The sequence below is a fragment of the Flavobacterium limi genome, assembly GCF_010645075.1.
In the GTDB taxonomy this organism is placed as follows: domain Bacteria; phylum Bacteroidota; class Bacteroidia; order Flavobacteriales; family Flavobacteriaceae; genus Flavobacterium; species Flavobacterium limi.
Genome location: NZ_JAADZV010000001.1, coordinates 995120 through 1013927 on the forward strand (window position 1 = coordinate 995120; position 18808 = coordinate 1013927).

Annotated in this window: 19 protein-coding genes and 1 pseudogene; 7 read left to right on the top strand and 13 right to left on the bottom strand. The window is 35.3% G+C overall.

Translation table 11 applies throughout. The features are described from left to right. Positions 1-29: 29 nt before the first annotated feature. The 6 genes from GXM16_RS04270 to kdpB all read right to left on the bottom strand — a co-directional run bounded on the left by GXM16_RS04270 (position 30) and on the right by kdpB (position 7277). Positions 30-1745 carry an ATP-binding protein gene (locus GXM16_RS04270; RefSeq protein WP_163393025.1) on the bottom strand — a complete coding sequence of 572 codons (1716 nt, stop codon included), beginning with the start codon at positions 1743-1745 and terminating at the stop codon, positions 30-32. 75 nt (positions 1746-1820) lie between these two features. Next, entirely contained in the window at positions 1821-2942 is a 1122-nt protein-coding gene (locus GXM16_RS04275; RefSeq protein ID WP_163393027.1) for a sensor protein KdpD, read from the bottom strand. Positions 2943-3021: 79 nt separating this feature from the next. Next, the gene (locus GXM16_RS04280) at positions 3022-4098 is read right to left on the bottom strand and encodes a porin (protein WP_163393028.1); all 1077 of its coding nucleotides are present in this window, start codon (positions 4096-4098) and stop codon (positions 3022-3024) included. A 58-nt stretch (positions 4099-4156) separates the two neighbouring features. Continuing rightward, positions 4157-4330: a hypothetical protein gene (locus GXM16_RS04285; RefSeq protein ID WP_163393030.1), complete on the bottom strand. Its 174-nt coding sequence runs from the start codon at positions 4328-4330 to the stop codon at positions 4157-4159. Positions 4331-4545: 215 nt separating this feature from the next. After that, positions 4546-5097: a K(+)-transporting ATPase subunit C gene (locus GXM16_RS04290; RefSeq protein WP_163393032.1), complete on the bottom strand. Its 552-nt coding sequence runs from the start codon at positions 5095-5097 to the stop codon at positions 4546-4548. A 92-nt stretch (positions 5098-5189) separates the two neighbouring features. Then, positions 5190-7277 (bottom strand): potassium-transporting ATPase subunit KdpB, encoded by a 2088-nt coding sequence (gene kdpB, locus GXM16_RS04295; RefSeq protein WP_163393034.1) that lies wholly within the window; start codon positions 7275-7277, stop codon positions 5190-5192. Positions 7278-7388: 111 nt separating this feature from the next. On the opposite strand from kdpB, the gene GXM16_RS04300 reads away from it, so the two are divergent. After that, positions 7389-7748, top strand: a complete 360-nt coding sequence (locus GXM16_RS04300; RefSeq protein ID WP_163393036.1) for a four helix bundle protein — start codon at positions 7389-7391, stop codon at positions 7746-7748. Between the two features lie 95 nt (positions 7749-7843). On the opposite strand, the gene kdpA is transcribed toward GXM16_RS04300, so the two are convergent. The 4 genes from kdpA to GXM16_RS04320 form a co-directional block, all read right to left on the bottom strand. Continuing rightward, a complete protein-coding gene (kdpA, locus tag GXM16_RS04305) occupies positions 7844-9562 on the bottom strand; it encodes a potassium-transporting ATPase subunit KdpA (RefSeq protein WP_163393038.1) in 1719 nt (572 codons plus the stop codon). Between the two features lie 109 nt (positions 9563-9671). Then, positions 9672-9749 carry a K(+)-transporting ATPase subunit F gene (gene kdpF, locus GXM16_RS04310; RefSeq protein WP_073489533.1) on the bottom strand — a complete coding sequence of 26 codons (78 nt, stop codon included), beginning with the start codon at positions 9747-9749 and terminating at the stop codon, positions 9672-9674. 184 nt (positions 9750-9933) lie between these two features. Next, on the bottom strand, positions 9934-10215 hold the full coding sequence (locus GXM16_RS04315) for a DUF7674 family protein (RefSeq protein ID WP_163393040.1): 282 nt from the start codon (positions 10213-10215) through the stop codon (positions 9934-9936). 228 nt (positions 10216-10443) lie between these two features. Next, the gene (locus tag GXM16_RS04320) at positions 10444-11799 is read right to left on the bottom strand and encodes a sigma-54-dependent transcriptional regulator (protein WP_163393042.1); all 1356 of its coding nucleotides are present in this window, start codon (positions 11797-11799) and stop codon (positions 10444-10446) included. A gap of 179 nt (positions 11800-11978) precedes the next feature. On the opposite strand from GXM16_RS04320, the gene GXM16_RS04325 reads away from it, so the two are divergent. Next, positions 11979-12986: an LLM class flavin-dependent oxidoreductase gene (locus GXM16_RS04325; RefSeq protein WP_163393044.1), complete on the top strand. Its 1008-nt coding sequence runs from the start codon at positions 11979-11981 to the stop codon at positions 12984-12986. A 41-nt stretch (positions 12987-13027) separates the two neighbouring features. Here the strand turns inward: GXM16_RS04325 and GXM16_RS04330 are convergent, their stop codons facing one another. After that, positions 13028-13528: a pyridoxamine 5'-phosphate oxidase family protein gene (locus tag GXM16_RS04330; RefSeq protein ID WP_163393046.1), complete on the bottom strand. Its 501-nt coding sequence runs from the start codon at positions 13526-13528 to the stop codon at positions 13028-13030. Between the two features lie 20 nt (positions 13529-13548). Continuing rightward, entirely contained in the window at positions 13549-13923 is a 375-nt protein-coding gene (locus tag GXM16_RS04335) for a SpoIIAA family protein (protein ID WP_163393048.1), read from the bottom strand. Between the two features lie 200 nt (positions 13924-14123). Between GXM16_RS04335 and GXM16_RS04340 the strand changes: the two genes are divergently transcribed. Together GXM16_RS04340 and GXM16_RS04345 are read left to right on the top strand one after the other, a co-directional pair. Next, positions 14124-14744 carry a DUF4230 domain-containing protein gene (locus GXM16_RS04340; protein ID WP_163393050.1) on the top strand — a complete coding sequence of 207 codons (621 nt, stop codon included), beginning with the start codon at positions 14124-14126 and terminating at the stop codon, positions 14742-14744. A 178-nt stretch (positions 14745-14922) separates the two neighbouring features. Next, entirely contained in the window at positions 14923-15246 is a 324-nt protein-coding gene (locus GXM16_RS04345; RefSeq protein ID WP_163393259.1) for a GIY-YIG nuclease family protein, read from the top strand. Between the two features lie 124 nt (positions 15247-15370). Here GXM16_RS04345 and GXM16_RS04350 read toward each other — a convergent pair whose 3' ends face one another. After that, on the bottom strand, positions 15371-17128 hold the full coding sequence (locus GXM16_RS04350) for an aromatic amino acid hydroxylase (RefSeq protein ID WP_163393052.1): 1758 nt from the start codon (positions 17126-17128) through the stop codon (positions 15371-15373). 236 nt (positions 17129-17364) lie between these two features. Between GXM16_RS04350 and GXM16_RS04355 the strand changes: the two genes are divergently transcribed. From GXM16_RS04355 to GXM16_RS23070, 3 genes and pseudogenes are all read left to right on the top strand, one after another. Continuing rightward, positions 17365-18438 (top strand): DKNYY domain-containing protein, encoded by a 1074-nt coding sequence (locus tag GXM16_RS04355; protein WP_163393054.1) that lies wholly within the window; start codon positions 17365-17367, stop codon positions 18436-18438. A gap of 70 nt (positions 18439-18508) precedes the next feature. Then, positions 18509-18710: pseudogene (locus GXM16_RS23065) on the top strand (DUF1348 family protein); the annotation flags it as partial. A 13-nt stretch (positions 18711-18723) separates the two neighbouring features. After that, positions 18724-18789 (top strand): hypothetical protein, encoded by a 66-nt coding sequence (locus GXM16_RS23070; protein WP_425279964.1) that lies wholly within the window; start codon positions 18724-18726, stop codon positions 18787-18789. The last annotated feature ends 19 nt before the right edge of the window (positions 18790-18808 follow it).

An 18808-nucleotide genomic window follows, 5' to 3' on the forward strand; every position in this document is an offset into this window, starting at 1 on the left:
GTTTCAGAGAATTTTATTAAAAAATAATCCTAAATTTTTAATGTAAACCAAAAAGTACTTCCCAATCCCAAATTACTTTCTACACCAACACTTCCATTCTGTGCTTCAATAAATTCTTTGCTAATGGCTAAACCTAATCCCGTTCCGGATTTTTGGCTTCCCGGAATCTGGAAATATTTATCAAAAATCTTGTCTTTGTATCTGGGTTCAATTCCTTTTCCGGTGTCAATAACCTGAAAAACCATCTGATTGTTTTCTTCTTTTAATTTAATGAGAATTGTACTTTTCTCAGATGAATACCGAATCGCATTCGATAAATAATTAACCAAAACCCAGCCTGTTTTTTCAGCATCGGCTTTTACATTTTTGAGGTTTTCATTGGCATCAACAATCAGTTGAATCTGTTTTTGATCGGCTTGAACTTTTACGGCTTCTACAGCATATTGTACAATTTCATGCGGATTGCTTTTGCCAATATTCAACTGAATATTTCCTGTTTCCAATTGTGATAAATTCAGTAATTCGCCCGTAATTTTCAACAAACGCTGACTGTCGTCTTTAATGCTTTCTACCAATTGTTTCTGGTCGTCATTCATATCGCCTGTTTTAGCATTTTCAAGCAATTGAAGACTCAATTTTATAGAAGCTATTGGGGTTTTTAATTCGTGAGAAACGGTGGCAATAAAATTAGTTTTAGCAAAATCCAGTTCTTTAAAAAGCGTAATATTTCGCAGAATAATTACGTCACCAATATTGATTTCCTTTTCTTCACCCGTTGGTGTTATCGTAATGTTGTGGATTTCCTTTTCGAAATAACTTTCTTTTCCGTGAGCAAAAATTTTGAGAGGTTGTTTCTTCGGAGTTTTATCTTCTTTCAGAATTAAAGAACGAATTAAATCATTGGAAACCGCCAATTCAGATGCATTTTTTCCGATTATTTCTTCCGATTTCATGCCGATAATTTTCAGCGCTTCATCATTCACAAACAAAACAATTCCTTCATGATCCAAACCAATAATTGGATCGTTCATATTGTTGATAAGTGTTTCCAGTCGTTTTTTCTCAAAAAGAAGTTTATAAACATTGCTGTCATGATATTCTTCGAGTTTTTGCGCCATCGTATTAAACGATTTGGCAAGATCCCCAAATTCGCTGTGACTGGTAAAATGTGCACGTTCAGAGTAGTTTTTATTCGCAATTTCTTTAATACTCAGCGTTAATTCCCTAATTGGGTTTGCAATATTATTTGGCAGATTGACCAATAAATTAAACGCAATCAAAAAGCACAAAGTCCCTACAATAGCAATGGAAAAATTGGATGTTTCAGCCGTTTTTTTAGCGATGTCGCTTTTCTGTTTGATGGCATCCAGATTCAGTTTCATAATCGCAAAAATATCCTGACGAATCTGTGCTTTTACAGTTTCATCAGTATTATTTTTAGCTAAAAGAATAAAGCTTTCTTTCAGTTTTTCGGTTGCTTGTTTTTCGCCTGGTTCTGTAATATTGCGGGTTTGCTTTTCGAGATTTTCCTCAAAATTCAAAATCGTTTTTTTTGAGTCCGATTTCATTCCATCCAAAGCAAAAATCATATTTCGCGAATATTCCAGCGTATTGTAATTCGATTTCAGAATATTCTCAGTGTCCTGCTTGATCAAAAAAACAGAATAAGCACTCACTAACGAGAGAATGATGATCATTAAAAATAACAATCCAACACCCAGATTCAATTTGGTTTTAATTCTCATATTTTTTTATGTAAAATGTTGTTTGTAAAATGTGAAATGAAACATCTGACCTTTCACTTTTTACATTTTACCAATTTAAGACAGTATAACAAGATCGACGTTTGATAATGACAGTTTATTTAATAGACGTCTGAAAATTGTTGTAGACAAAATTACTTTAAATAAATTCAAATGCGGTTTCCCGATACAGACAGTTGTAATTTGTTTTTCTTCTACAGTCGTCAAAATTGCATTGACAATATTCGAATTTTCTACCTTAATAACTTCAGCTCCCAATTGCACAGCGAGTTTAAAATTATTAATTAAATGTCTTTGTTTGTCAAGCGCAATTCTAGTAGGGGTTTCTGGCGGTGTTTCGACATACAAAACATACCAGCTTCCGTTGTAATAACTTGCTAATCGCGCTGCTTTCCGAATCACAATTTTAGCCGTTTTATCATTACTGCTGATACAAGCCAGTAATTTTTCATGACGTAAAGCGTGCACATTCGGAACCTCGCTTTCTACTTTTCGAACAACCTGACTTGCGACTTCCTTCAAAGCCAATTCACGCAACTGCAGAATTTGTTCAGATTTGAAAAAGTTCTGCAAAGCCATCTGAATTTTATCTGCCGTATAGATTTTTCCTTCCTTCAAACGCGCAATCAAATCTTCCGAAGTCAAATCGATATTTACCACTTCGTCAGCCAGACGCAAAACATTATCCGGAATTCTTTCCTGAACATCGATGTTTGTGATGCGTTTTACAGCTGAATTTAAACTCTCAATATGCTGAATATTGACAGCCGAAATCACATTAATTCCGGCTTCCAGGATTTCCAGAACATCCTGCCAGCGTTTTTCGTTTTTGCTTCCTTCCACGTTTGTATGTGCCAATTCATCAACGATAACCACTTCAGGTCTAAGGTTTAGGATCGCCTGAACATCGAGTTCTTCGAGTTCTTTTCCTTTATAAAAAATAGTCCGTCGCGGAATAATCGTCAGACCAGACAATAACTCATGCGTTTCCTTTCGCATATGCGTTTCGATGTAGCCAATTTTTACATCGATTCCGTTTCGCAATAACGAATGCGCTTCCTGAAGCATGCGGAAAGTCTTGCCCACACCGGCGCTCATTCCAATGTAGATTTTGAATTTTCCTTTTCGTGATTTCTGAATCAAATCCAGAAAATGCTGTGCGTCATTTTCGTTTTCCATGTTTTAAGGGTAAGAAGATTTCTGTAAAATGTAAAATGATCGAATACATTTCACATTTTACAGAAAACATTTCACATAATTAGAAACTAATCGCCAAAGCAGATGTCACAAAAGTATTCGTATCTGTTGGCAGATTGTTTTTGGTGAAAATTTCATCTTTACTTGACAGATTTCTTGCTTCAATTCTAAACATAACATTATCAGTGATTAAGTAATCAAAGTTAGCTGAAAATCCGTAAGTTTTGAATCCGTTTGGCGTTGAAGTTGCGATGATTACACCTTTTTCGTCGCTGTAATATTCACCTCTTGCTGCCAGCTGAATTTTATCTGATGGTTTATATTGCAGAATCAAAACAGGCGAAAACCAAGTATCGTACTTATTACTGTTTTTAGCCGATTGCTGCGAACCAATATCAAAAGCAGCCGTTAGATTTGTCTTTTCAGTTACTTTAAATTGTCCGTAGAAATTATTAAAATAACGCCATTTTTTATCAATGTCAGGTTGTTCGTTTCCTGTGTATGTACTCCAATTCAAAATCACTCTGTCCGTAGGTTTAAACGTAACCTGTGTTCCAAAAGCCGGAGTTTGATTCCAATCTATTTTCTGAATTCTCTGCCAGCCGTTTAAATACATCGCGGCCAAATACCATTTTCCGGATTCAGAAGTATAACCAATTTTTACGCCCGCTTCATAATAAGGTGAATTCTCAGCCAGAATGCTTCGGGTTAAATTCGCGCAGTCTTTTCCAATCGCACTTTCAAAACCAATATGCGAAGGCATAATTCCCGCATCAATCCACAAATCATGTTTTTGCGAAATCTTCACGCCAACATTCGCCTCATAAATATTTTTCAATAAATCTTGTTCAGCCGACATGTTATATTGTGCATAAGTCCCCGCCATCAGCGCAAAATTTCCTCGTACATTTCCCTTCGAATAATTTACTTTCGCCAAGCCCAAATTCAGGTTCACTTCATTGCTTCGGTTATAATTATAAAAAAAGTTTGGCCGTGTATGATTTTCCGGTTTACCGAAATCATAACTATAATAAACGTCTACATATCCCGAAAACGTAAACGGAGTTTTAGATGCTGACTGTGCATGTAAATTGCTAAAACCAAAAGCGATTAAAGCGGTAAGTATTATTTTTTTCATTGTTAATTGTGGTATTCAACCCAAAAGGGTAATTAATATTTAGTAGATTTTTTAGGAGCTATTTCCCGCTATCCGCTACAATCTTTTTCTGGCTAAAGAAGCCAGAAAAAGGATTTTCACTACTATCGGGGCTAGGGCATTTGGGGTAAAAAGGCGTGTCATTTTCCTGCAAGGTTTTTAAAACCTTGTAGGTATTTAATTTTAAAGTATGATTTTCGATTTGAATTTGCATTCAGCTTGTCATTTCGACGAAGGAGAAATCTCCGCAAGAAACTCCACACAGAGAATCAACAATACTTTACCGAGCTACTTGCGGAGATCCCTCGTTCCTCGGGATGACAAACAGTGTGGTTACTGTGTTCTAAAGGGAAGTCATACCTAACAGGTTTTCAAAACCTGTTAGGAGAAAAAACTTATAATGTTAGCAACTTAGTACCTTAGCATCTTTTAGCGAAGCTTATCAAGCGCAACATTCAACTCCAAAACATTCACAGTTTCAGGACCAATAACAGCCGAATTAATTTTAGATTCTACCAAAGCTTTTACTTTCACTTCAGCTAAATTTCGTTCTTTGGCAACACGTTTCACCTGAACCAAAGCGCCTTGCGGAGAAATATTCGGATCTAAACCACTTCCTGAAGCGGTAACCATATCAGCTGGAATTTCAGCTTTTTTCAAGTACGGATGAACAACCAGGAATGTATCAATTCTCTTTTGAACCAAAGCTAAATATTCAGCATTGCTCGGCCCTTTATTGCTTCCGGCACTTCCTGCAGCATTGTAATCAACAGCAGATGGTCTTCCCCAGAAATAATTCGATTTATCGAACTTCTGTCCTATTTTTTGATAACCAACCACTTTTCCATTAACCGAAAGCGTTTCTCCTTTTCCTTGATTCGGAGACAATTGTGCTATTCCATAAATCGCAAGAGGATAAATAACTGCGAATAAGATTAAAGTAACCGCAGTAAGTTTTATGATTGAAAATATTGTTTTCATGTTTTTAGTGTAAAATGTTAGATGTAAAAAGTGATTTGTAAATTGTTGTGTTTTTTGATTTCGTCATTTTACATTTTACAAATCACATTTCACTAAATAAAAAGTGTTACGATTAAATCAATTAACTTAATCCCGATGAAAGGAACAATCAAACCGCCTAAGCCATAAATCAAAAGATTACGTTTTAAGATCGCGCTTGCTCCAATCGGACGATATTCAACACCTCTCAACGCCAGCGGAATCAAAATCGGAATGATAATCGCATTGAAAATTACAGCAGATAAAATCGCACTTTCTGGACTGTGCAAATGCATAATATTTAAACCTTGCAATGCTGGAATCGCAGTAATGAAAAGAGCAGGAACAATCGCGAAATATTTGGCAACGTCATTGGCAATGGAGAAAGTTGTTAAAGTTCCGCGGGTCATTAAAAGCTGTTTTCCAATTTCGACAATCTCGATTAGTTTCGTTGGATCATTGTCAAGATCGACCATATTTCCAGCTTCTTTCGCTGCCTGCGTTCCGCTGTTCATGGCAACACCTACATTGGCTTGCGCAAGGGCAGGAGCGTCATTTGTTCCGTCTCCCATCATGGCAACCAGACGACCTTCGGCTTGTTCTTTTCGGATATAATTCATTTTATCTTCAGGCTTCGCTTCAGCAATAAAATCATCTACTCCTGCTTTCTCAGCAATAAACTTAGCCGTAAGTGGATTATCACCTGTAACCATAACAGTTTTGATACCCATTCTGCGTAAGCGCTCAAAACGTTCTTTCATTCCGGTTTTAATGATATCCTGCAATTCGATAACGCCTTGAATTTCGTTGTTTTTGATGACCACTAAAGGTGTTCCTCCATTAGAAGAAATTGTGATCACTTGTTGTAAAGTATCTTCAGGAAAAGCATTTCTGGCTTGTTCTGCGATTTTTTTAGCAGCATCTTGTGCGCCTTTTCGAATGTCGGTTCCATCTTTTAAAACAACACCCGAAGTTCTGGTTTCAGCAGTAAATTTTATGGTGTGTGAAATGTTATCTGTGAGAAGTGAAATGTCTGACTGCATTTTACTGTTTTCATCTAACATTTTACCAAGCTCCAAAATACTTTTTCCTTCAGGAGTATCATCAGCAAGCGAACTCAATACAGCTGATTTTACAAAATCTTCAAAAGTAATTCCTTTTGTTGGGTAAAAATTGGTTGCTTTTCGGTTTCCAATTGTAATTGTTCCCGTTTTATCCAAAAGTAAAACATCAATATCTCCAGCAGTTTCAACCGCTTTTCCTGATTTGGTAATGACGTTGGCACGCAAAGCTCTGTCCATTCCCGCAATTCCGATTGCAGAAAGCAAGCCTCCAATCGTAGTTGGAATCAAACAAACGAACAATGCAATAAAAGCAGCAATAGTAATAGGAGCGTTCGCATAATCAGCAAAAGGTTTTAGGGTAACGCAGACAATCACGAAGATTAAGGTAAAAGCAGCTAATAAAATAGTCAGTGCAATTTCGTTTGGCGTTTTCTGACGGCTTGCACCTTCAACCAAAGCAATCATTTTATCCAAAAAGCTTTCGCCAGGTTCTGATGTTACTTTTACTTTGATTTTATCAGATAACACTTTTGTTCCTCCTGTAACAGACGATTTGTCTCCGCCCGCTTCTCGAATTACAGGAGCACTTTCTCCCGTAATAGCACTTTCGTCGATTGTTGCCAGACCTTCAATAATTTCTCCGTCAGCAGCAATTAAATCGCCCGCTTCACAAATGAAAATATCGTTCTTTTTTAATTGTGAGGATGAAATATGTAAAATGTGAAATGTATCTGGCTGACCTGCCACATTTGACTTTTCCCTTTTTACCAATTTTGCAGGCGTTTCTTCGCGGGTTTTTCTTAAACTGTCGGCTTGTGCTTTTCCGCGCGCTTCTGCAATAGCTTCTGCGAAATTGGCAAACAAAAGCGTAACGAATAAAATTAGAAAAACAATTAGATTGTAAATAAAACTGCCCTGATCGGTTGCGCCCATTAAGATCGAAACGCAAACGGCAAACATAATGGCAGTTCCAATTTCTACGGTAAACATTACCGGATTTTTAATCATCATTTTTGGATTCAGCTTAACGAAAGACTGCCATAAAGCTTCTTTTACCTGTTTGCTTTCAAACAATGATGTGGATTTATTAGTTGTCATTTTTTCTTTATGTAAAATGTTAGATGTAAAATGTTGGATGTGAAATGTTAGATGTGAAATGTAAAACAGAAATTTTAAATACGAAAAATCTTATATTTGTAAAAAAAATATATGAAACCGCATAAAAATTTGAATTCTTGGATTAAAAGTTTTGAGTTCGTTAAAGAAATTTATTTAGTCACAAGACAATTCCCAGCTGAAGAAAAATTCGGAATTACTTCACAAATCCGGAGAGCTTCAGTTTCTGTACCTCTTAATATTGCAGAAGGAGCTGCAAGGAAAGGAATAAAAGAATTTATCCATTTTTTACATATTTCACTAGGTTCTGTATCAGAACTCGACACTTTAATTTTATTGAGTAAAGAGTTGGATTTTTTCAATGAAGAAGAATGCAAACAATTAATTGAAAAATTAGATGTCATAGGAAAACTTATTTACGGATTGATTAAAAGTCTTGAAAATCGTTTGTAGCTTTAATGTGATTTGTGAGATGTAAGATGTAAAATACTAGATATTGTTTACATGAAGTGACCGTATTTCACATCTCACATTTTACATTTAACTTTTCACATAGTAAAATATTCTCCTAAAGGACCAAGTGCCAACGCAGGAAAGAAAGATAAAGCCGCAACAATAGCGATTACAGCAAAAATCATAATTCCGAAAATTGTGGTATCGGTTTTTAAAGTTCCTGCACTTTCCGGAATGTATTTTTTGTTGGCTAATAAACCTGCAATTGCTAAAGGCCCGATAATTGGAATGAAACGGCTTAATAGTAAAACAATTCCTGTAGTGATATTCCAAAACGGATTATTATCGCCTAAACCTTCAAAACCAGAACCGTTATTAGCGGCGCTTGAAGTATATTCGTACAACATTTCAGAGAATCCGTGATTTCCAGGATTGTTCAGCCAGCCCGTTGCATTTCCGCTAAACCAATACCCCATTGCAGTATCATTCGCAGCAAAATAAGAAGCTAAAGCTGTTCCGGCTAAAATCAATAAAGGGTGAAGAATAGCGATAAAAGCAGCAATTTTGACTTCTCGGGCTTCGATTTTCTTTCCAAAAAACTCAGGAGTTCGACCAACCATTAATCCTGAAATAAATACAGCCAGAATAATGAAAATGTAAAAGTTGAGGTAACCAACACCGCATCCGCCATAAAACACATTGACCATCATGGCCAATAATTGCATAGCTCCCGAAACCGGCATCGAGCTATCGTGCATACTGTTTACAGAACCTGTAGAAATAACCGTTGTTGCAATACTCCAGAAACCTGAAATAGCTGGACCAAAACGGACTTCTTTTCCTTCCATCGCTCCATTTAATTGAGAAATCCCCATTTTTTCGATTGCAGGATTTCCAATGATTTCGCTTGATATTGTCGGAATTACTAAGAGTAAGAAGCCAATCGTCATCACACCAAAAACGATATAAGAGAATCTTCGTTTATTAAGGAAAAAGCCAAGTGCAAAAATCATCGCAAATGGAACAATCATTTGTGCCCAAAGTTCAACCGCATTCGTAAAATAAGTCGGATTTTCTAAAGGATGAGCCGAGTTAGCTCCGAAGAATCCGCCACCGTTTGTACCAATATGTTTGATAGCGATAAAAGCAGCAGCTGGTCCGCGGGAAACTTCAACCTGATCGCCTTGCAAAGTGGTGATTGCATCTTTCCCTTCAAAAGTCATTGGAGTTCCACTGAAAACCAAAGCGATTGCCACGATTGCAGAAAGTGGCAATAAAATACGAGTACAGCTTTTTACGAAATAGTTGTAGAAATTCCCCAGTTTGTCTGTTGTTCTTTCGCGCATAGCGGTAAAAACCATTGCGGCAGCAGCAATCCCGACACCAGCCGAAACAAATTGTAAGAACATCAAGACCAATTGCGACAGGTACGAAACTCCGCTTTCACCAGAATAATGCTGTAAGTTACAGTTTACAACAAATGAAATAGCGGTGTTAAAAGCTAAATCAGGTGACATCGATGGATTGTTATCTGGATTTAGTGGTAACGAACCTTGAAAAAGCAGGACAAAAAAGCAGAGAAAGAACCAAAGCATATTGATGCTTAAAAGTGCTTTTAGATGCTGTTTCCAGTTCATTTCTTCAGCTTGATTGATACCGCTGATTTTAAAAATAAATTTTTCAAGCGGATTGAAAATCGGGTCAAGAAGTGTTTTGTTTCCTGAAAATACTTTAGCAATATATTTTCCGAAGGGAATCGCTAAAACAATAGTTAGGAGAAAAATACCTATGACACCTAGTAATTCTGTATTCATAATGTGTGAGTTGTTGATTGTAAAAAGTGAAATGTGAAGTTGTGAAATGTGAGATGTGATTTGTAAAATGAAAGACATCTAACATTTCACTTTTGACATTTCACACTTATTAGAATTTTTCAGGTTTAATTAATACATAAACCAAATACACGAAAACGGCGATGGAAACTATAAACAGTGCTGTCATGACTTAGATATTTTCAAAAAGTTCAATTGATTTAAAACAAAGAGCAAAGAGCAAAACTGCAAATGCTAGTAAAAGAATTGTAATTAACATAGGGATGATTTTTAGATTTGTGAAATGTGAGAAGTAAGATGTTATTTGTGAAAAGCGATAGACACATCTTACATTTCACAAACAACATTTTACACTAAACTCCCGAAGTATTAACTTGTTTGATATATTCTGCTTTAAGCGTTTGCGGAAAAAGATGCGAGATATTGCAGTGACGCACTTCCATAAAAGACGAGACTGAAAAAATATACACGTTTGAAATCGCGTTTTTGGTTTCGATACTTCCGGTAATAAATAAACGTTCAGCAAGTGCCAAACATTTTTTAGCCCGAACGATATTGCCGCAGATAATATTTTTTTTAGTTATCTCAGCAAAGCGTTCCGCTTGTTTGTAAATAGAATTAACTTGATTTTTCATGAGAAGGAATTTTTATGTTCTTCCTCCTTATGCCAAAATATATTCCGAAAATGCACAGTAGTGTGTAAGGTGTTGTAAAATAAGAAGTTGTTGTTTTGTGCCAAAATCAGGCATAAAAAAAGCCTATCAAAATGATAAGCTTTTATTAAAATGATAAGATGATTTTAATTATTAATGGTAAAATGTGATCAGTTATTTGGTTTTAATTTTAAAATTGGAGTTTGGAATTTAAATTTTGGAATTTTCTATCCCATATTCTTCAATCTTTCTATACAAAGTAGCAATTCCAATTTCCAACAATCTGGCCGTTTCAGCTTTATTGCTTTTAGTATAATTCAAAACTTTTTGAATATGCAGTTTTTCAATACTCTGCATCGAGAAAGCCGACATTGATTTTGTACTTTTTTCTGTTTGATGCTGCATTTCATAAGGCAGAACATCAGGAGTCAAAGTATCTCCATTACTCAAAATAACCGATCGTTCAATAACATTTTTGAGTTCACGTATATTTCCCGGCCACGAATAATTTTCTAATTTCTCCAGGAAATCGGCTGAAGTTTGTAAAGTCTTTTTATTCGTTTTTTCTGAAAACTGTTTCACATAAAAATTAGTGAGTAATGGAATATCTTTAGCTCTTTCACGAAGCGAAGGCAATTTGATTTCGAAAATGTTCAAGCGGAAATACAAATCAGAACGGAAACGATGTGCCTCACTTTCTTCTTTTAAATCACGATTTGTTGCAGCAATTAATCTGAAATTTGATTTTTTAGAAGTTGTGTCTCCAACGGGAATATATTCGCTGGTTTCTAAAACACGCAATAATTTCGCCTGAAGATCAATTGGCATTTCACCAATTTCATCTAAAAACAAAGTACCACCGTTAGCCTCTTCGATAAAACCTTTTTTATCTTTCAAAGCTCCAGTAAAAGCGCCTTGTTTATGTCCGAAAAGTTCGCTTTCTAAAATTGCTGCGCTAAACGTACTGCAATTTAAAGCCACAAAAGATTTTCCTGCCCGATTACTATTTTCATGAATTGCCTGTGCAAAAACCTCTTTTCCGGTTCCGGTTTCTCCAGTCAATAAAACAGTTGAGTCGGTTTTGGCTACTTTTTGAGCCAGATCGATAACCTGTTCAATTCCTTTTGATTTTCCGATTATCGTATTGAAAGAATATTTGTCACCAATACGTTTTTCAAGCTGTTTTACTTTTTTCTGTAAATGCACTTTTTCAACGGCTTTATAAAGAAGCGGAATAATCTTGTCGTTATCATCGCCTTTTACAATATAATCGAAAGCGCCGTTTTTCATCGCCTGAACACCGTCGGAAATATTTCCGAAAGCAGTTAGCAGAATAACTTCCGCTAAAGGAAAACTGCTTTTTATGTTTTGAACAAAATCGACGCCGTTTCCGTCAGGCAATTTTACATCACACAAAACAACATCTATATCGGTTTGTTCCAGTTTTTTAAAACCAGATTTTAAATCTTTCGCCTCAAAAACTTCAAATCCTTCCGATTTAATAATGCGAACCAGCAGACTTCTCAGTTTTTCTTCGTCGTCTATAATTAATATTCTGTGTGTCATTTGCAGAGAGGCTAAATCAAATTTTGGTGTTTGATGTACAAATTTAGGGTTAAAATCATTTGGGTTTTAAGTTTAATTTGAAAAGTTAGAGAACATTTTAAATATTATAATTCTATTAACATAGCATAATTTAGCTTTCATTTAAAATGAATTAATTTTGTAAAAAGACATTTTATTACATGAAAAATCCAATTTCACTCTCCATATTAGAACTCGCTATTATTAACAACAACAGCAATGCAACTGAAACATTAAATAAAACAAAAGAAATCGCCAAATTAACAGATCGTTTAGGTTATAAACGGTTTTGGCTAGCCGAACATCACAATATGGCGCATGTAGCCAGTACCGCAACTGTGGTTTTAATTGGATATGTCGCCAGTCAGACACAAAATATCCGCGTGGGTTCCGGTGGGATTATGCTGCCAAATCATTCGCCTTTAATCGTGGCAGAACAATTTGGGACTTTAGAGACATTGTATCCTGGCCGAATTGATTTAGGTTTGGGAAGAGCTCCCGGAACTGATCAGCCCACTGCAGAAGCTATTCGGAAAGATTTCTTTGAACAGGCACAGCGATTTCCGCAAAACATATCCAAATTACAGGAGTATTTTTCTGAAGAAAATGCTGGGGCAAAAGTTCGCGCCTTTCCAGCAGAAGGAACAAAAGTACCCATCTGGATTTTAGGCTCGAGTATGGAAAGTGCTTCTTTGGCAGCTTCATACGGTTTTCCGTATGCTTTTGCAGGGCATTTTGCGCCACGTCAAATGTTACAGGCTTTTGAATTTTATCGTAATAATTTTCAGGCTTCAGAAGTTTTAGATAAGCCGAAAACAATGGCTTGTGTAAATATTATTGCTGCTGATACCGATGAAGAAGCCGAAAAACTGTCGACAAGTTTGTACCAAATGTTTCTGAATTTAATTCGAAATGACCGCAAAGGCCTTCAGCCGCCTGTGGATTCGCTGGACGATATTATGAGCGAGGAAGAACGTTTTCACGTCAATCAAATGACGGCTTGTTCATTTGTGGGAAGTAAAAAACAACTCGCAGCAGATTTGAAAAAGTTTATTGATTATGCCCGAATTGATGAGTTAATGATCACCAGTCCAATTTTTGATCATCAGGCTAAATTGAAAAGTCTGCAATTGACTAAAGAAGTAATTGATGAACTGAATGCAAAATAAATCGTTATAAATGAAAAAGAGAGGCTCGACAGCCTCTCTCTTTATAATTTTAATTTTCCTTCGACACCAATATCTGCAGTATTGCCAAATAATGCTGATCCTGCCATTTTGAGCAGCGAAATGACTTTTCCATCTTTTGTGTCCCAGTAATAAGCATCCGAAGGGGTTACTTTTATAACCGTAACGTTAGGGTCATTTTTACCTTCTTCAAACCAGGCTTTGGCTACAGGTGTCCATAACTCGTCAATTATCGATTGATCCTTATATATAGATGCTGCACCGTAAATAGAAATGTATTGAGAGCTTGAATTGTTAGCAAAAAACAACTGAACCTGATTATCTTTTAAAATTTCAAAATTTTTATTGCTGTTAGCAGAACTAATAAACCACAAATTTCCCTGATCATCAATATCCTGTATACTCATCGGTCGTGATTGAAGAGGTGTTTTTGTTAATTCAGTTACAAAAATACCTGTTTTAATTTCTTTTACTAATGAAATTATTTTTTCTACTGCTTCTTTATTATCTAAATCTTTATGCATGATATATCATTTTTAATAGTTTAGTCCAGATCAATTTTTTCTGATGTCCAGTCTACGGCCAGCATATAATCTTCTTTTTTAAATCCTTTGAATTCTCCCGGCATAATTGTATTGAAAACTTTAGTAAAATTGATCATTCTCTGACAGTCTGTTACAATAGCAGCTCTTGTCCACTTTGTAATGTTTTTGATGCTTAGCAAGGATTCATGAAGCCAGGCACCTAAAGCAAAATCAGTTGGAGAATTATCGAAAAATAATAAATAATTAAGTTTCGGTGTCTCATCAATTAAAAGACGTACTTCTGATTTCACAAAATCAACATCGCCTTTAACTACGTGACCAGCTGTTTTAAAACCAATCATGTTTTCTGGTAATTCTTTAATTTTTTCAATCATAACAATTAAATTTTGCAGGTTAAATTCATTTTTTACAAAAATACAGAGCAAGTACGTTTTTAAGTTTATGTAAAAAGCTGATTATCTTACATAATTCCAATGTAATTGAAAATTTCGATGATAATGGTTTTAAGAAATACTAAGGAATTCTACTCAAAAAAGTATTAAATTAGCTATGATTATAAATGTAAATCCAAATTATGCTTAAGAGAATTTTAGTTGGTGCCGGAATTGTAATTGCCCTTATTTTGGCTTTCAAATATTGTGAATTGAAAAAAGAGGATGATGGTGCAATTGAGTATAACACGAATCTGATTCAGCAGCAAATTTTGAATGTTGGAAAGCTGGTTGTAACCGAAGGGCATTTTTCAGAAGTCATCACGTATAAAAACCAACAAAAGTATTTAATGAATATGATCTCTTTTGAGAAGAAAGCGCTTATTGTGGTAAATGCAAATGTTACAGTTGCTTACGATTTACATAAAATGAAATATGATATTGATGAGAAAAATAAAACGATTACGATTCTCAATATTCCGAAAGAAGAAATTACAATCAATCCGGATATTCAGTTTTATGATGTGGAACAAAGCAAACTGAATCCTTTTACCGGAGACGATTACAATAAAATCAATAAATCGGTAAAAGCCAATCTGTCTAAAAAAATCGATAAATCTACACTTAAAACAAACGCACAAAATAGGTTGATAAGTGAATTGTCTAAAATTTTAATTATGACCAATTCTATGGGATGGAAATTACAGTATAATGGAAAAACTATTGAATCGGAGAGTGAGTTTAATGAGGATTTGAAGTTGTAATTTTTAAGTTTTAAATAGGTAGAATTGCACAGGGGCAAAGGTTTTCGCAATCTTGTCATTTCGAGGAACGAGAAATCACACTAGAAACTCGACAACAGTGCGTTGCTCTCCCTCAGTGATTTCTCCTTACGTCGAAATGACAAAAAAACTAAAAAACGAACGCACAATATTAAAAACTATGTTTAATCCTCAGGAAGGTTTTCATTCTTATTATGTTTACATCTTAACCAATAAATATCGTTCAACTTTCTATATTGGAGTTACCAATAATTTGAAAATAAGATTGGAACAGCATAAAGATAATTTAGAAACTGGGAATAAAACTTTTGCCTCAAAATACGGTTTAGAATTTCTGGTTTATTATGAAAAATTTGTTTGGGTTCAAGAAGCAATTTCCAGAGAAAAGGAATTAAAAAAGTGGAGAAGAGAAAAGAAGATTGAATTAATAAAAGATTTTAATCCAAAATTAGAATTTTTAAATTATCATTTTGATTCAATTTAACTATTGTGTTTTGTCATTTCGACGTAAGGAGAAATCACATCCAGAGAGCAACGAACTGTAAATACTTTATGTGACTTCTCCTCCGTCGAAGTGACAAAGAAAATTAAAACCTGCATGCCATAATTTAAACTGTTTCTTTATCAAAAATCAATTCTAGTCCACCAGAAATTAAATGTGCCACTTCAGGACGTTGTATTTTCAATTGCCCTAAATGATTTAATACTTCCTGTAAAAGTTCTTTTTGATCAGAATCTTTTAAAAGTTCCGCAATTTCAACAGCAAGCAGCCAGTCGTAAGGGTGATTGTTTTTTAATTTTTCAAAAACCGACTGGAGTTCAGATTTAGAATCTTTGTTATTTCTGATATTTCGAACTGTCGAATATAAAATTTCTAAATCATCGCGTTCATCTGTATGCTTTGCTTTGATCGTTTTAATCGTTGGCACAATATTAATCAGATCAAAACTATTCACATCGGCCGGACCTGAAAATGCAGAAACTACTTTTTTGCCAATAGCCATATCATAATTGCCCCATTCCGGCTGGAACAGAATCGTATTGCCATGCGTAACAGTACAATTTCTAAAACTAATCAGGATAATTTCTCCATGAAGATTTCTTGAACCGGTAATAATTTCTCCTTCAACTATGATATTGCCTTCAAATTCCAGTTTTACAGTTTCGTTTTCAACAATGCTGTACGCCTGTAAATCCTTTGGACTCATATCTTCAATTGCCAGGTTAAAACCTTTTAGTTTTCCAATCGGACTTCCAAATCCGTGTGAGTGTGTCAAAGTTCCGTGACCAACCAATTCTTTTTCACGGTACGATAAAGCGGTCTTTCCGGTTGTCTGAATGTAAACCGGTTTTCCTTCTTCTTCAATAACATTAGTGAAAACTCCTGAAATTTGCAGACCGGTACTCAGCTCAATTGTTCCCAAAGCGTTGGATTGAATTAGTTTTTCAATTCCGGACAAGCCTCCGGTTCGTAAAGCCATTTTATTGGCAAATTCCTCCAGAATCAGACTGAGATGTGAAAAATTTGGTGTTACATACAACTGAGGCTGTAGCTGCGTAATATCAAAATTCTGATTTGCAGCCGAGATATCATAAGGGATTTTCTTCACATTATCGGTCATGCAGTGAGCACTTTCACCAATTGAGGAAAGCAGTCCTGCACCATAAATTTTAGGATTTTCTATAGTTCCAATCAAACCATATTCAACTGTCCACCAGTGTAAATTTCGAATTTGGGCCATTTCAGATAATTCGCCCATATTGTTTTGTAAATCAGCTACTGCTTTTTCGGCTTCGGCGATTTTTTCCTGAGGCGTATCTTCGGCTTCTTTTAAAATCGAAAGCAGTCGGATCGCTTCATACATCTGATAATCTTTGTGGGATGAAATTGCTTTACAGCCAATTTCTCCAAAACGACGCAAATATTCAGCATATTCAGGATTTGCAATGATAGGAGCGTGACCGGCACCTTCGTGAATGATATCCGGAGCGGGTGTATATTCAATATGTTCTAACTGTCTGATATCGGAAGCAATGACCAAAACATTATACGCCTGAAATTCCATAAAAGCGTTTGGCGGAATAAACCCGTCAACTGCAACGGCTGCCCAGCCAATTTCGGTCAGGATCCGGTTCATGCCATACATGCTCGGAATAGAGTCAATCTCGATTCCGGTTTTTTTCAAACCATCCAAATACGAATGATGAGCCACTTTCGATAAATAATCTACGTTTTTACGCATCACATAACGCCACACCGCCTGATTGATTGGTGTATAATCACCATAATCCTGAGGTTTGATGAATTGCTTTAAATGTTTAGGCAATTTTTCTAATAGTGGATTTGTTTCAATCGTTGAATGCATTTTGAAATAGCTGAAGGTTGAAATGTAAAATTACAAATTTGAGGTATTGAAAACGACTTTTATGTTGTTTAATTTTAATAATAATACTGTTTTGTTAGTGAATTATCAGTTTTTTGCTTTTTACGGTTTTTAATATAAGTCTTTAAAATGCGGATTATGAGCTGAAGATAAATTCAACCTAATAAATAACAATAAAATACTTAGTTTTACAGAAAGTATAATTAGGTATTACAAATATGAAAGTTCTTTTAATCATTTTAGCAATAGCAGTGCTTGCCTTTTTAGGAATACGATATTTTTTATTTCGCATAGGAGATCCGGTAAATAGTAAGATTTCCGATTCGTATTTTTATCATTACAGAAAAAATCTGATTGTGCATTCACCAATGGGAAATTGGTTTGAATTAGGATATTTTGAATCTGATGCCGATGTGGAATCTTTTCAGCCCATAAACAGGGATTTTGGAAAAGATAAAAAGAACGTTTTCTGGAAAGGAAGAATACAAGCTGTTGATTATGCTACGTTTCAGGTTGATGCTTCAGGAATTATTAAGGACAAAAACCATGTGTATACAACTAACGGGGAAGAATATAATTTTTTAGGAATCATTAAGGATGCTGATCCTAAAACCTATCAATTATTAGATCCTTCATTACCAGATCACAAACGCCAAAGCTGGAATAAGGATGCTAATGCTGTTTTTTACAGAAGCAAAAAGATACAAGGGGATCCGGCTACTTTCAAGCCTTTAAATGATGGAATAGCTATAGACGCAAATTACATTTATTCGATTATTCATGAAAGAGGTGAGGGTATGTACCTGCTGGATGTTGATGAGGTCATCCGAAAACATAAAATGATGGATGGCCCAATACATGTTATTAATGACACATACGTTCAAATAGGAAATACTGTTGTTTCTGCTTTTACGAAAAATGAATTTACACTTCATGCTTTTGAAACAATCAAAAATACCAAAGCAATCGATTATTTTACAATAGTCGTTAATGATACTTTAATTTACAAAGGGATAGAATGCCCGGAAATTGATGTAGCATCTTTTGAGTCATTAAGTTATGGCTATTCAAGAGACAAGAATAATGCATATTATAATGGCAAAAAAATAATCGGAGTAAATCTTGCGGATTTTGAAATCATTTCTCCGGATTATTCCAAAGATAATCAGCATGTATATTATAAGAATGAAGTGATTAAGGGAGCCATTCCAAAAAGCTTCAAAAGAGCTTCTGAAAATGATGTTTGGGAAGATGGAAAAAACAAATACAAGAACGGAAAAATTATAAACTAATTTATAGAATGACTGGAACAGTCAGGATCCGGAACGTGTTTCAAAAGCTTACACTGTTCACAGTGAATGGCGCAACCGCGATCAGTTTATAAATGGCAGAGAAGAGATTGTCTCTTTTTTGACTCAAAAATGGAAAAAAGAACTGCAATATAAATTGAAGAAAGAATACTGGGCTCACACTGAAAATCGTATTGCGGTACGTTTTGAGTACGAATCAAACCGCTAAGGGCAATTGGTTCAGGGCATACGGCAACGAAAACTGGGAAATTTGATGCCAACGGACTCATGCAAAAAAGATTTGCAAGCATTAACGATATTCAGATTAAAGAATCTGAAAGGAAGTTGAAATAAATTTACAGCTATGAAAATA

Bases quoted from the DNA above. Each gene is read 5' to 3' on its own strand.
- GXM16_RS04350 (WP_163393052.1), bottom strand. From the start codon at position 17,128: ATGCATTCAACGATTGAAACAAATCCACTATTAGAAAAATTGCCTAAA.
- kdpA (WP_163393038.1), bottom strand. From the start codon at position 9,562: ATGAATACAGAATTACTAGGTGTCATAGGTATTTTTCTCCTAACTATT.
- GXM16_RS04355 (WP_163393054.1), top strand. From the start codon at position 17,365: ATGAAAGTTCTTTTAATCATTTTAGCAATAGCAGTGCTTGCCTTTTTA.
- GXM16_RS04300 (WP_163393036.1), top strand. From the start codon at position 7,389: ATGAAACCGCATAAAAATTTGAATTCTTGGATTAAAAGTTTTGAGTTC.
- GXM16_RS04290 (WP_163393032.1), bottom strand. From the start codon at position 5,097: ATGAAAACAATATTTTCAATCATAAAACTTACTGCGGTTACTTTAATC.
- GXM16_RS04325 (WP_163393044.1), top strand. From the start codon at position 11,979: ATGAAAAATCCAATTTCACTCTCCATATTAGAACTCGCTATTATTAAC.
- GXM16_RS04330 (WP_163393046.1), bottom strand. From the start codon at position 13,528: ATGCATAAAGATTTAGATAATAAAGAAGCAGTAGAAAAAATAATTTCA.
- GXM16_RS04270 (WP_163393025.1), bottom strand. From the start codon at position 1,745: ATGAGAATTAAAACCAAATTGAATCTGGGTGTTGGATTGTTATTTTTA.
- GXM16_RS04280 (WP_163393028.1), bottom strand. From the start codon at position 4,098: ATGAAAAAAATAATACTTACCGCTTTAATCGCTTTTGGTTTTAGCAAT.
- GXM16_RS04340 (WP_163393050.1), top strand. From the start codon at position 14,124: ATGCTTAAGAGAATTTTAGTTGGTGCCGGAATTGTAATTGCCCTTATT.
- GXM16_RS04335 (WP_163393048.1), bottom strand. From the start codon at position 13,923: ATGATTGAAAAAATTAAAGAATTACCAGAAAACATGATTGGTTTTAAA.
- GXM16_RS04320 (WP_163393042.1), bottom strand. From the start codon at position 11,799: ATGACACACAGAATATTAATTATAGACGACGAAGAAAAACTGAGAAGT.
- GXM16_RS04315 (WP_163393040.1), bottom strand. From the start codon at position 10,215: ATGAAAAATCAAGTTAATTCTATTTACAAACAAGCGGAACGCTTTGCT.
- GXM16_RS04345 (WP_163393259.1), top strand. From the start codon at position 14,923: ATGTTTAATCCTCAGGAAGGTTTTCATTCTTATTATGTTTACATCTTA.
- kdpB (WP_163393034.1), bottom strand. From the start codon at position 7,277: ATGACAACTAATAAATCCACATCATTGTTTGAAAGCAAACAGGTAAAA.
- GXM16_RS04275 (WP_163393027.1), bottom strand. From the start codon at position 2,942: ATGGAAAACGAAAATGACGCACAGCATTTTCTGGATTTGATTCAGAAA.
- GXM16_RS04285 (WP_163393030.1), bottom strand. From the start codon at position 4,330: ATGCAAATTCAAATCGAAAATCATACTTTAAAATTAAATACCTACAAG.
- kdpF (WP_073489533.1), bottom strand. From the start codon at position 9,749: ATGACAGCACTGTTTATAGTTTCCATCGCCGTTTTCGTGTATTTGGTT.